The 12,085-nt window shown below is 63.1% G+C and carries 11 protein-coding genes and 1 pseudogene; 5 read left to right on the top strand and 7 right to left on the bottom strand.

The window, feature by feature from the left end; genetic code table 11:
* Positions 1-262 (top strand): annotated as a pseudogene (locus VF672_RS07420) (type VI secretion system protein TssA); the annotation flags it as partial.
* Between the two features lie 979 nt (positions 263-1,241).
* Here the strand turns inward: VF672_RS07420 and VF672_RS07415 are convergent.
* From VF672_RS07415 to VF672_RS07390, 6 genes are all read right to left on the bottom strand, one after another.
* Positions 1,242-1,622, bottom strand: a complete 381-nt coding sequence (locus VF672_RS07415; protein WP_331103177.1) for a VOC family protein — start codon at positions 1,620-1,622, stop codon at positions 1,242-1,244.
* A 54-nt stretch (positions 1,623-1,676) separates the two neighbouring features.
* Positions 1,677-3,014 (bottom strand): MFS transporter, encoded by a 1,338-nt coding sequence (locus VF672_RS07410; protein ID WP_331103175.1) that lies wholly within the window; start codon positions 3,012-3,014, stop codon positions 1,677-1,679.
* Between the two features lie 115 nt (positions 3,015-3,129).
* Positions 3,130-4,068 carry a hydroxymethylglutaryl-CoA lyase gene (locus tag VF672_RS07405; RefSeq protein WP_331103173.1) on the bottom strand — a complete coding sequence of 313 codons (939 nt, stop codon included), beginning with the start codon at positions 4,066-4,068 and terminating at the stop codon, positions 3,130-3,132.
* Positions 4,065-5,258, bottom strand: a complete 1,194-nt coding sequence (locus VF672_RS07400; protein ID WP_331103171.1) for a CaiB/BaiF CoA-transferase family protein — start codon at positions 5,256-5,258, stop codon at positions 4,065-4,067. Before VF672_RS07400 ends, VF672_RS07405 begins: the two co-directional genes overlap by 4 nt.
* Positions 5,259-5,364: 106 nt before the next feature.
* A complete protein-coding gene (locus tag VF672_RS07395) occupies positions 5,365-6,276 on the bottom strand; it encodes a LysR family transcriptional regulator (protein WP_331103169.1) in 912 nt (303 codons plus the stop codon).
* Between the two features lie 149 nt (positions 6,277-6,425).
* Positions 6,426-6,989, bottom strand: coding sequence for a TetR/AcrR family transcriptional regulator (locus VF672_RS07390; protein WP_331103167.1), 564 nt, complete (start codon positions 6,987-6,989; stop codon positions 6,426-6,428).
* 190 nt (positions 6,990-7,179) lie between these two features.
* On the opposite strand from VF672_RS07390, the gene VF672_RS07385 reads away from it, so the two are divergent.
* The 4 genes from VF672_RS07385 to VF672_RS07370 all read left to right on the top strand — a co-directional run bounded on the left by VF672_RS07385 (position 7,180) and on the right by VF672_RS07370 (position 11,132).
* Entirely contained in the window at positions 7,180-7,836 is a 657-nt protein-coding gene (locus tag VF672_RS07385) for a glutathione S-transferase (protein WP_331103178.1), read from the top strand.
* Between the two features lie 163 nt (positions 7,837-7,999).
* On the top strand, positions 8,000-9,631 hold the full coding sequence (locus VF672_RS07380) for a methyl-accepting chemotaxis protein (RefSeq protein ID WP_331103165.1): 1,632 nt from the start codon (positions 8,000-8,002) through the stop codon (positions 9,629-9,631).
* A 65-nt stretch (positions 9,632-9,696) separates the two neighbouring features.
* Complete coding sequence (locus VF672_RS07375; protein WP_331103163.1) at positions 9,697-10,692, top strand: aldo/keto reductase; 996 nt, start codon at positions 9,697-9,699, stop codon at positions 10,690-10,692.
* Entirely contained in the window at positions 10,689-11,132 is a 444-nt protein-coding gene (locus VF672_RS07370) for a thiol-disulfide oxidoreductase DCC family protein (RefSeq protein ID WP_331103162.1), read from the top strand. Before VF672_RS07375 ends, VF672_RS07370 begins: the two co-directional genes overlap by 4 nt.
* Positions 11,133-11,179: 47 nt before the next feature.
* Here the strand turns inward: VF672_RS07370 and VF672_RS07365 are convergent, their stop codons facing one another.
* Positions 11,180-11,938 carry a methyltransferase domain-containing protein gene (locus tag VF672_RS07365; protein WP_331103161.1) on the bottom strand — a complete coding sequence of 253 codons (759 nt, stop codon included), beginning with the start codon at positions 11,936-11,938 and terminating at the stop codon, positions 11,180-11,182.
* Between the last annotated feature and the right edge of the window lie 147 nt (positions 11,939-12,085).

Here is a 12,085-nt window from a genome sequence, read left to right as displayed (position 1 = left end):
CATGACCATCACCGTGAAAGACACCGCGTCGGCGCCCCTGCGCACCACCCCGCTGACCCGTGACGAAGCCTTCACGATGCTGGCGGGCGTCGCCCAGTTCTTCAAACAGACCGAGCCGCAAAGCCCGGTGCCGTACCTGATCGAACGCGCCATCAAATGGGGCAACATGCCGCTTGAAGGCTGGCTCAACGACGTCATCAAAGACAGCAACGTGGTGGACAGCATCCGCGATGTGCTGGGGACCAAAGAGCCCAAGGGCTGAGATCCCCCCGGGACTGGCGTTAGTCGGGAATTGCCGGTGGTACCGGGACAAGGCGGTACACCCAGTGGGACCGGCTTCAGCCGGGAAGGCGTCACTTGCCCCGCCGCTAAATCGACGCCCCGCGCAAATATCGTAGGAGCCGGCTTGCTGGCGAATGCAGTGTGTCAGCCGCCCTTTTCATGGCTGACCCGACGCGTTCGACAGCAAGCTGTTGCTCCTACAAATTTTGCGCCAGCCGCTGATTTTGGGCACTGCCGAGATCCGCTTAGCAAGCGGCTACAATTTGTGCGCCAGCCGCTGATTTTCGACACACCCGAGATCCACTGAGCAAGCCGACCACAAATTTTGCGTCCGTCTCTGATTTTCGACACTGCCGAGATTCACTGTGGGAGCCGGCTTGCTGGCGAATGCGGTGTGTCAGCCGCCCTTTTCACGACTGACCCGCCGCGTTCGCCAGCAAGCCGGCGGCTACAAATTTTGCGTCAGCCTCTGATTTTGGGCAGTGCCGAGATCCATTGAGCAAGCCGACAACAAATTTTGCGTCAGCCGCTGATTTGGGCAATGCCACAGATCCACTGAGCAGGCCGGCAACAAATTTTGCGTCAGCCGCTGATTTGGGCAGTGCCGAGATCCACTGTGGGAGCCGGCTTGCTGGCGAATGCAGTGTGTCAGCCGCCCTTTTCGTGACTGACCCGACGCGTTCGCCAGCAAGCCGGCTCCTACAAATTTTGCGCCAGCCGCTGATTTTCGGCACTGCCGAGATTCACTGAGCAAGCGGGCTACAAATTGTGCGTCAGCTGCTGATTTTCCGCACTGCCGAGGGCCACTGTGGGAGCCGGCTTGCTGGCGAATGCGGTGTGTCAGCCGCGCTCCATGCAATTGACGGAACGCGTCCGCCAGCAAGCCGGTTCCTCCAGCTTCAGGGTGTCAGTCGCCATTGCTGATTGATTTAGGCGTTCGCCAGCTCAAGCCGGCTCCTTCAGCCTGTCAGCTCGGAAATTTCGATCAGGTTCAGATCAGGATCGCGCACGTAAACCGAGCGAATCGGCCCTGTGGCCCCGGTGCGCTGGACCGGGCCTTCGACGATTGGCCAGGCCTGCGCCTGCAAATGCGCTATCATCGCGTCGAGGCGCTCGCTGGCGATGAAGCACAGGTCCAGCGCGCCCGGCACCGGCAAATGCGCCTTGGGTTCGAACTCGTGACCGCGCTGGTGCACGTTGATCTTCTGGTTGCCAAAGCGAAACGCCAGCCGACCTCTGCCGAAGGTTTCCAGCTGCATGCCCATGACGCGCACGTAAAAATCCTTGCAGGCCTCCACGTCGACGGTGGTCAGGACCAGATGGTCAAGGTGATCAATCATTGCGTGTCTCCGCGGGCAAGTGGGCCGACGTCCGTCAGCCCCGAGGCAAAACCCTTACTGTTCGTGCTTGTCCAGCGTTCGCAACTTCTGTGGCAAGGCCCACAGTAGCAGAGCCGCCGCGACCAGGCTGCTGACGCCGATCACATACAGCGCCGGCGTCGTGCTGCCAGTGAGGTCCTTGATACCGCCGACCATGACCGGGCTGACGATGCCGCCGAACTGCCCCAGCGTGTTGATCAGCGCGATGCCGCCCGCAGCGCCGGCACCTGCGCCCGCCAACAGCTTGGGCGGCAGGGTCCAGAAGGCCGGAATCGAGGCGACAATCCCGCCGCCGAGCATTGCCAGCGAAACGATCAGCAGGCTGGTGTGCTGGGCAAAGAAACCGGCGCTGAAGAAGCCAATGGCCCCCAACACCATCAACCCGCAGACGAATTTGCGGCGTTCGCCGCTGGCGTCGGACAGGCGTCCCACCACAATCATGCTGATGGCGCCAAAGATATACGGAATGGCGGTGAGCAGCCCGATGATCACAGGGCTTTGCACCCCGGCGCTGCGAATCAGCTGCGGCGCCCAGAAGTTCAAGCCATAGGACGCCACCTGAATCAGGAAGTAGATAAAACCGAGCATGAGGAAGCCGGGCATCTTCAGCGCCGTCAGCAGCGAGCCGCCGTGCTTGTTGGGCTCATGGTGGGCGATGCGGCTGGCCAGATAGGTTTTTTCCTCATCGGTCAGCCAGTGAGCATCGGCGACCCGATCCTTGAGGATCTTCAGCACGGCGAACCCCAACGCAATGCACGGCAGGCCGCCCAGCAGAAACAGCCAGTGCCAGCCGCGCAGCTGCATGACGCCGTCCATGTGACCGAGCACCAGCCCCGAGATCGGTGCGCCCAGCAGCCCGGCGAAGGCCGACGCCAGAAACAGGATCGAGGTGATGCGGCCCCGGTAGGTCTGCGGAAACCACAGCGTCAGGTAAAACAGCACGCCCGGCGCGAAACCCGCTTCCATGGCACCGATGATGAAACGCAGCACATAGAACTGCCACTCGGCCGTGACGAAGACCATCAGCGCCGTGGCGACGCCCCAGGACATCATGATCCGGGCAATCCAGCGCCGCGCACCGACCTTGTACAGCATGATGTTGCTCGGCACTTCGAACAGCACATAGCCGATGACGAACAGGCTCGCGCCCAGGCCATAAGCCGTGTCGCTCAGGCTCAGGTCGGTTTGCAGCTGAAACTTGGCAAAGCTGATGTTGATGCGATCGAAAAACGCGAACAGGTAGCAGACCATGATCAACGGCATCAAGCGCCAGGCGACCTTGCGGATCAGGGCCTTTTCGGCGGTCGCAACCTCAGCGAGGCTGCTGTTCGAAGTCAGAACAGAGACGGTCATTGCAATACTCCAGATGGGCTCCCTGAGAGAGCCCTATTGTTTTTGTTGTCTGGACGCGCGCGCAGCGAGGCGTGCGCGCGCGTGGGAGAAACCGGGGACTGGCCCCGGCCGGGCGTCAGGCGGGCAAGTTCTGCGGCGCCGGGTGCAGGTGGCTGTTGCGGCCTGCCTTGGCCACCTGCCCCGGCATTTCATGGCCCAACAGCGCTGGCAAGCCGCGCGACAGGGTGAGCAGATGCGGCAAGTCGATGCCCGTGGGTAGGCCCATTTCCTCGCACAGGTTCACCAGGTCTTCGGTGCAGATATTGCCCGACGCACCCGGCGCAAACGGGCATCCACCCAGGCCGCCCAGCGAAGCATCGAACCGGCGCGCCCCGGCTTCATAAGCCGCCAGCACGTTGCTCAGGCCCAGGCCGCGGGTGTTGTGAAAATGCAGGGTCAGGGCCGAGGCCGGGATGCGCGTCAGCACGCGCTGTACCAGGCCATATACCTGACGCGGATTGGCCATACCGGTGGTGTCGGCCAGGGTAATGCCGTGCATGCCCAGCGCCAGATAGGCGTCAACTATTGCCAGCACGCGGTCTTCATCGATACGCCCCTCGAACGGACAGCCGAAGGTGGTGGCAATGGAACCGTTCAAGCTCAGGCCGGTGCCCGAGGCCAGTGCGACCACGTCGGCGAACGCTGCCAGGGACTGCTCGCAACGCATGCGCATGTTCGCCAGATTGTGGGTCTGGCTGGCGGACATCACCAGGTTCAGCTCATCGGCGCCCGCCTCGAGGGCCCGCTGGGCACCGCGCAGGTTGGGGATCAAGGCTACGTAGGTCACGCCAGACTGGCGACGGATACCACGAAACACCTCGTCGCCGTCACGCAACGCCGGGATGGCTTTGGGCGAAACAAAAGAACCGGCTTCGATGCGGCTGAAACCGGCGAGAGAAAGCTGATCGATCAGGGCGATCTTGTCAGCGGTCGCCACCCACGTCGGCTCGATCTGCAAGCCGTCGCGCGGCGACACTTCCTGCACGATAAGGCGCTCGGAAAAGTCGGTAATCATTGCACCACCCCGCTGTGCTTGAGCTGCGCAATATCGGCGGCGCTGATGCCCAGTTCGCCGAGCACGCTGTCGGTGTGCTGGCCCAGCGCAGGGCCTTGCCAGTTCACCGAGCCGGGGGTTTCGGAGAGCTTGGGAACGATGCCCGGCATCTTCACCATGGCCCCGCCCGGCAGTTCGGCATCGAGAATCATGTCCCGCGCCTGGTAGTGAGGGTCGGCAACGATGTCGGCAACGTTATAGATGCGCCCCGCCGGCACCTCGGCCTGCTCCAACGCCTTGAGCACGGCGTCGATGGGCAAGGCGGACGACCAGGCACTGATCGCGCCGTCGAGCCTGTCGCTCTGCGCGGCGCGGCCGTCGTTGTGAGCGAACTCCGGGTTCTCACCCAGATCAGGCCGGCCGATGGCCTGCATCAGGCGCTTGAAAATCGGGTCGCTGTTGCCGGCGATTACCACATAGGCACCGTCAGCTGTAGGGTACGTATTGGAAGGCGCAATGCCCGGCAGCGCACCGCCACTGCGCTCGCGGACATGGCCCAGCATGTCGTATTCCGGCACCAGGCTTTCCATGACGTTGAACACGCTTTCGGCCAGGGACACATCCACCACCTGGCCGTCGCCCTGGCCGGTCTTGACCCGCAACAGCGACATCAGCGCGCCCATCACTGCGTGCATCGAGGCCAGCGAATCCCCCAGGCTGACCCCCACCCGCGCCGGCGGCGAACCCGGTGTGCCGGTGGTGTAGCGAATGCCGCCCATGGCTTCCCCGATGGCGCCGAAACCGGGGCGATCACGATAGGGCCCGGACTGGCCGTAGCCGGAAATGCGCACCAGGGTGAGTTTGGGGTTGAGTGCATGCAGGACGTCCCAACCCAGGCCCAGCTTTTCCAGCGCGCCGGGGCGCAGGTTTTCGATCAGCACGTCAGCGCTTTCAGCCAGACGTTTGACGATGTCGATGCCTTCGGGGGACTTGAGGTTCAGCGAGAGGGATTTCTTGTTGCGCGACTGCAGGTACCACCACAGCGAAGTGCCTTCGTGCAGCTTTCGCCATTTGCGAAGCGGGTCACCCTGGCCCATGGCTTCGATTTTGATCACCTCGGCGCCGAATTCGCCCATCAGGCGGGCGGCGAAGGGAGCGGCGATCAGCGTGCCGATTTCGATGACGCGCACGCCTTGAAGGGGGCCTGTCATAGCGGTTACCTCGAGTCTTTCTTGGAATTTGTACCCGAGACTAGAGGACCGCGGCTGAGCAAATCCAGCCGTCAGTTGGCAACGACCCTTCGCGAAACGCGAAGGCTCAGTCGTCGCGCTTCTGCAAATGCTCGAACAGCAGCTGGTTCACCGGCGACAGCGCCGCCGTGTCGCGCACCACCAGAATCAGCGTGCGCCGCGCCCATGCATCGCTCAAACCCACCGCCTTGAGCCCCAGCGACGGTCCGAGCAGATCGAACGCCTTGCGTGGCAGCACGCCGATGCCCATGTCGGCCTGAACCATCCGGCACATGGCGTCGAAGCCCGGCACATGGATGCGCACCCGCAACGGGCGGCCATGGGCGCGCGCAGCGTTCTGGGTGCGCATGTTGATGGAGCTGGCGGCGTGCAGGCCGATGTAGTCGCTGCCGAGGGTGTCTTCGAAGGCCACCTGCTGCAGCGCGGCGAGGGGGTGGTCGTGACGCATCACCACGACCAACTCATCGCGGCGATACGGTGCGCTGTGCAGGCCCTGCAGATCAGTGTCTTCGGAACAGATGCCGATGTCGGCGACGCCGTCGACCAGTCCCTGCACCACCCCGTTGCTGGGCCGCTCCTCCAGATCGACCTTGACCAGCTCATGGCTGGCGACAAAGTCGTGGAGGTCTTCGGGCAAAAACTGAATGATGGCCGAGAGGTTGGCCAGCATGCGCACGTAGCCGCGCATTCCCTGAAGATGCTCGTCGAGTTCCAGGCCCATTTTTTCCAGATCCGAAAGCATGCGCCGGGCATGGTGCAGCAGGGTCTCGCCCGCCGCCGTCAACCGCATCCCCTTGGCATTGCGCACGAACAGTCCGATGCCCAGCACCTCTTCGAGCTCCATCAGCCGCTTGCTCGCCGCTGACATGGCGATCGCCTCGCGCGCCGCCGCGCGGGTCAGGGTGCCTTCTTCGTACACGGCCACGAACAGCTTGAGGGTGATCAGGTCCAGGCGACGGATGAGGTTCTTGTGCAGCATGGGACGTTCTCGCTCAGGGGGCGGGCAGAAGAATACACGCGTTGGCGAGCGGGCATGCCTTTGCCCCTCACACGGCAGCGTTTTACCCGTCTGCTTTTCCCGGTTGCAGCCGGTCCCACCAGCACTGCGGGGTGTCAGCGGCACCGGTCTTAGCCGGGAATCAGCCCGGCGTCGCGATAGTCCTGAATCAGCGCGTCGAACAGGGAAAGATCGGATCGGGTCCGGGCGATCAATTGCGCGCCGGCCACTGCAGTGTAAATCGACAGCGCGCGCCGTTCGCACTGCTCTGCGCTGCCCCATCCGGCCTCCATCAACCTGTCGGCCAGCCACGCCACGCTGGCGTTCGCATAGGCTTTAACCTCGTGGCGGATTTCTTCCGGGAGGTCCTCGTGTTCAGCGGCCATGAAGCTGGACAGACAAAGCCGATTGCCGTCCTCGAGCGAGGTGCGAAAGATCGACGGGTACAACGCCAGGCAGCGCAGCGGATCGGGGTTCGCCTCGCGGATGGCGTCGAGCACCTTGGCGGTGTCCTGCCAGTAACGCGCCGCCACGGCAGCGCCCAGCTCGGCCTTGCTCGGGAAGTGGTAGTAGATGCTGGCGTTCTTGATGCCCACCGTTTCCCCGATGCTTCGGAAGTTGATGCCGCTGTACCCGTGCAGTTGCGCGGCAGTTTTCGCAGCGGCCAGAATGGCCTCGCGCGCATTGACGCTCACGTTGAATTCCTCGCTAGTCCTGTGAATGGATCGCATGATACGCCGAATTTTATTTACCTGCCAACTGACAGGCAGGGGTTGACAGGCCACCGAATCAAGATCAAAGTTTGCCTACCAACTGACAGGCAGACACACTATGAACTCTTCTACACTGCATTCCGATAACACCGAAAACGCCGGCATTCCCATGATGAAAATCCACGACTGGTTCAACGGGCCATACCCCGCCCGGGTCCGTATCGCGCTGGCAGAGAAGAATCTGCTGCCGCGCATCGAATTCGTTTCGGTGAACCTGTGGAAAGGCGAGCACAAGCAACCGGCCTTTCTGGACATCAACTACTCCGGCACGCTGCCCGTGCTGGAGCTGAACGACGGCACCCTGCTTGCCGAATGTACCGCCATCACCCAATACCTTGACGTGCTGGTGGGCAGTCCCGACCTCACCGGCGCAACGCCGCTGGAGAAGGGCCGCATCCAGATGATGACCAAGCGCGCCGAGATCGAGTTTCTCGATGCGGTCAGCGTGTACTTCCATCACGGCACCCCGGGCCTGGGCCCTGACGTCGAGCTGTACCAGAACGCCGAATGGGGCAACCGGATGCGCGACAAGGCGGTGCGCGGCATGCGTTATTTCGACAGCGTGCTGAAAACGCAGCCCTTCGTGGCCGGCGAGGCTTTTTCCATGGCCGACATCGCTGTCTTCGGCGGCATGATTTTCGCCTCGTTGGTGGAGCTTGAGGTGCCGGCCGATTGCGAAGCGCTGCTGGCGTGGCACGCACGAATGAACGAGCGTCCGAGCATTCAGACCTGGCGCGCCATGGTGGCGGCGGGTGCGCCCCAAGGCTGAAAACCCTGCGGTTGCCATCGCTTGAATGCGCTGGCAACCGGGTCCCACGCAAAGGAATCAGGGCAACAGTGCATATCCGCCAAAAAAGAGGCAATCCGCCATCAAGCTGAACCGGTTCAGGTCGATACCCCGCTGATCCCCTCTTTCTATGGACAGCCCCGACATGACCCTCAGACGCCTCAACATCGCCCCCCGTTCGCTGATCTGTTTCGGCTTTTTTGCCTTACTGATCTCGGCTGTCGGCCTGTTCTCGCTGCTTCAATCGTCAAAGCTCAAAGACGCCCGGGACGCGCTGCAGGACAATGTGCTGCCCACCCTCCTCACCATCGCCAACATCAAAAACGACCTGCTGACCATCCGCCTCGGCAACACCAGCCTGCGCGCCGCACAGAGTGCCGCCAGCAACGAGGCAGCCATGAAGCGCGTCAGTCAGGGCCGCGCCGACCTCGAGAAAAACGTGCAGGGTCTGAAACCGCTGCTCGTTACCGAGCGCGGGCTGAATGCCTACGCCGAGATGGCCCGTGACATGCAGGCCTACCTCGCCGTGCATGCACGCTTTCTGGACGCCGTGACGCAGAAGCGTGACGACGTCATCGCCGCACTGACCGAGCCCTCCGGTGAACAAACCCGCGCGGCGGAAACGCTGGCGCAAGACATCGCCACCATCGCCCAACTGGCCAATGGGAAGATGCAGGCCTCGAATGTCGCTGCGCAGGAAAGCTACGAACAGGCGCGAGACGTCATCATCGCCGCCATCGTGCTTGCCCTCATTGCTACGTTCGCCCTCGCCGCGCTGTTCACCCGCAGCCTGGTCGCCCCTATCGCCAAAGCCTTGGCCGTGGCTGAAAACATCGCAGGCAACGACCTGAGCAAGCCGATTCAGGTGGACGGCTCCGATGAACCGGGTCGTCTGCTGCAAGCGCTGTCAGTGATGCAACAGAACCTGCGTCGCACGCTCTCGGAGCTGGGTCATTCGTCCAGTCAGCTGGCCTCGACCTCCGAAGAAATGAGCGCCGTGACCGAAGAATCCTTGCGCGGGGTTCAGCGTCAGAACGATGAGATCAATCAAGCGGCCACCGCGATCAATCAAATGAGCGCAGCGGTCGAAGAAGTCGCGCACAACGCCTCGCTGGCCTCCACCGCTGCGCGAAATTCCAGCGACTCGGCGGAACAGGGCCGCTTGCGGGTCAGCGAAACCCTCTCGGCCATCAACGAACTGCACGAATCGGTGGGCGCCACCGCCGTTGAGATCAACGGGCTGGCCGGCCAGGTGCAGAGCATCAGCGGCGTGCTGGACGTGATTCGCGGCATTGCCGACCAGACCAACCTGCTCGCCCTCAACGCGGCCATTGAAGCCGCGCGTGCCGGTGAAGCCGGACGCGGTTTCGCAGTGGTGGCCGACGAAGTGCGCGCCCTGGCGCACCGCACCCAGCAGTCCACGGCCGAAATCGAGAAAATGATCGCCTCGATTCAGGGCGGCACGCAAAAGGCAGTCACGGCCATGGGCCAGAGCAGCGAACGCGCGCGGGTCAGTCTGGACGTCGCCGGTGCTGCCGGTCGTGCCCTTGCGGACATCCAGGCCGCCATCGTGCTGATCAACGAGCGCAACGTCAGCATCGCCACCGCCACCGAAGAACAGGCCCAGGTTGCGCGGGAAGTCGATCGCAACCTGACCAGCATCCGCGACCTGTCGCTGCAGACATCCGCCGGCGCCCATCAGACCTCGGCGGCGAGTGGCGAGCTGTCGCAACTGGCGGTCGGCCTGAACGGTCTGGCGATGCAATTCAGAACTTAATCGGACGAGAGGAATCGCACGATTAAGGTGCTGGTTCGGGCATCAATACATTCGGAGGTGACTGCATGAAGTTCGTGAAACTGGGTTCAACGGGGCTGGACGTGTCGAGGCTGTGCCTGGGGTGCATGACGTTTGGCGAACCGGACGCCGGTACGCACCCCTGGACGCTGGGCGAGGAAGCCAGCCGGCCGATCATCCGGCACGCCGTCGAGCAAGGCATCAACTTCTTCGACACCGCCAACAGTTACTCGGCGGGCACCTCGGAAATCATCGTCGGCAAGCTGCTGAAGGAGTTCACCCGCCGCGAAGAAACGGTCATTGCGACCAAGGTGTTTTTCCCGGCCAATATGTGGGAAGGCTCAACGCGCCCTAACGAACAGGGGCTGTCGAGAAAATCCATCATGGCCAATATCGACGCCAGCCTGACCCGCCTGGGCACCGATTACGTCGACCTGTACCAGATTCATCGCTGGGATTATCACACCCCCATCGAAGAAACCATGGAAGCGCTGAATGACGTGGTTCGAGCCGGCAAGGCGCGCTACATCGGCGCGTCTTCGATGTTCGCCTGGCAGTTCGCCAAGGCGCAGCAGGTCGCGGCCTCCCGTGGCTGGAGCCGCTTCGTGTCGATGCAGAACTACCTCAACCTGGTGTACCGCGAAGAACAGCGCGAAATGATCCCGCTGTGCCTGGATCAGGGCGTCGGCCTGATGCCGTGGAGCCCGATGGCCCGTGGCAGACTTACCCGGCCCCACGGTCAGCAGACCGAGCGCACCAAGACCGACATTTCCGGCCAGTCGTTTTACGAGGCCACGGAAGCCGAAGATGGCCGCGTCATCGACGTGGTGGAACAGATTGCCGGTGAGCGCGGCGTGCCCATGGCACAAGTCGCGCTGGCGTGGGTGTTGGCCCAGCGTGGCGTGTCGGCACCGATTGTCGGGGCTTCAAAGCCGCACCATCTGGACGATGCAATCGCGGCGCTGGATCTGGTGCTCAGCGATGACGAGGTGAAACGGTTGGAAGCGCCTTATGTTCCCCACGCGGTGACGGGCTTCGCATGAGACCCGCTGGCAGCTCCGGCCTGGCCACGGGCCGGGCCGTCGTGTTGTTCGACGGCACCTGCAAACTGTGCAATGGCTGGGCGACGTTCATCATCCGTCAGGACCGTGAGCACCGCCTGACGCTGGCAGCCGTGCAGTCGCCTGAGGGCCAGGCCCTGCTGAAATGGGCGGGATTGCCCCAAGACCAATTCAACACCCTGGTGCTGGTGGAGAACGAGCGCTTCTACGTACGCTCGGACGCAATGTTCAAAATCCTCGCCCACCTGCCCGCGCGATGGCACTGGCTGCTCATGGCGCGGATTTTCCCGAGGGTTCTTCGGGACTGGCTTTACGACAGGATCGCGCTGAACCGCTACAGATTGTTGGGCCGTTACGACGCATGTCATCTGCCCGCTGCGGACCATCCAGGCCGTTTTTTGACTCAGGAGCGCCTTGGGTAGCGACGAGCTGACCCGGGCCGAAGCAAGCGACAGGGTTCCGGCACGATTCAGTGGCCGGGCTTGCGCGCCCAGGCGCCAAACATCACGTCGCCGATGTAAATCCCCTCCGACTGTGCGCGCTCTTCATCGAGGCGATGCTGCAGGCTGTCGATGTCGACCTCGTTAGCAGTCGCCACGCCCAGGGTGATGATCCGCGGCAGGCACGCCCGCACAATGTAGCCCAGGGCGTAGGGCTGGGCGGGCGTCTGCACGATGCATTCGGCGCGCACGGATTCCACAACCAGCCCGGCCCTGGCAAGAATGCCGTGTAGATGGAAGCCGATATGCAAGTCGGCGCCTTCGCGCGCGATCATCTCGCGCAGCCAGCCCTGTGCTCTGCGGTGCAGGGCGAAGTCGTCGACGCTGGCCGGGGCCATGGTCGTGTCGTGCTCCTGAAACACCATGACGCCCACGGGCCGAAGCAGCCGGGCGAGCGCCGTCGCTGCCGCCACGGTATCGGGCTGATACATGAGCACGCGGCGGCCGACAATGGCGTCGAACGTCCCCAGCGATGCCGGCACGTCGAGCAGCCCGCTCTGCACAAATGTCGGCAACGCGTGGCGCCCCTCACCCGCCCGATTGCGCGCCATGGCCAGCGCCGCCTCATCGTGATCGATCCCCACGACTTCACCTGTTTCGCCTACCCGCTGACTCAGCAGAAACGCCACATCCCCTGTTCCGCAACCCACGTCCAGCACGCGCATCCCGGCGCCGATGCCGGCATCGATGAGCAGTTGGGTGGTGAAATCAGGTTTGGCCATCGTCATGGGGAGCGCTCCGGAAATGTGCGCGGAGTCTGCGCCACGGGCGGGATCAGGTGCAACGTTCCACCCTTCGGCCCTTTGGTCCGCCGACTTGTGACCAAAGGCCGAGCATTCACTCGATACGAGGTGCCCAGCCGAAGGAAAACAGCG

The sequence above is a fragment of the Pseudomonas sp. genome (genome assembly GCF_036387035.1).
Taxonomy (GTDB): Bacteria; Pseudomonadota; Gammaproteobacteria; order Pseudomonadales; family Pseudomonadaceae; genus Aquipseudomonas.
The sequence above is the reverse complement of the archived record's forward strand: the minus strand, read 5'-3'. Positions and strand labels throughout refer to the sequence as shown.

What these genes read in the sequence shown, in the direction of transcription:
- VF672_RS07370 (WP_331103162.1), top strand. Translation starts at nt 10,689, where the DNA reads ATGAGACCCGCTGGCAGCTCCGGCCTGGCCACGGGCCGGGCCGTCGTG.
- VF672_RS07380 (WP_331103165.1), top strand. Translation starts at nt 8,000, where the DNA reads ATGACCCTCAGACGCCTCAACATCGCCCCCCGTTCGCTGATCTGTTTC.
- VF672_RS07400 (WP_331103171.1), bottom strand. Translation starts at nt 5,258, where the DNA reads ATGACAGGCCCCCTTCAAGGCGTGCGCGTCATCGAAATCGGCACGCTG.
- VF672_RS07415 (WP_331103177.1), bottom strand. Translation starts at nt 1,622, where the DNA reads ATGATTGATCACCTTGACCATCTGGTCCTGACCACCGTCGACGTGGAG.
- VF672_RS07385 (WP_331103178.1), top strand. Translation starts at nt 7,180, where the DNA reads ATGAAAATCCACGACTGGTTCAACGGGCCATACCCCGCCCGGGTCCGT.
- VF672_RS07410 (WP_331103175.1), bottom strand. Translation starts at nt 3,014, where the DNA reads ATGACCGTCTCTGTTCTGACTTCGAACAGCAGCCTCGCTGAGGTTGCG.
- VF672_RS07375 (WP_331103163.1), top strand. Translation starts at nt 9,697, where the DNA reads ATGAAGTTCGTGAAACTGGGTTCAACGGGGCTGGACGTGTCGAGGCTG.
- VF672_RS07395 (WP_331103169.1), bottom strand. Translation starts at nt 6,276, where the DNA reads ATGCTGCACAAGAACCTCATCCGTCGCCTGGACCTGATCACCCTCAAG.
- VF672_RS07365 (WP_331103161.1), bottom strand. Translation starts at nt 11,938, where the DNA reads ATGACGATGGCCAAACCTGATTTCACCACCCAACTGCTCATCGATGCC.
- VF672_RS07405 (WP_331103173.1), bottom strand. Translation starts at nt 4,068, where the DNA reads ATGATTACCGACTTTTCCGAGCGCCTTATCGTGCAGGAAGTGTCGCCG.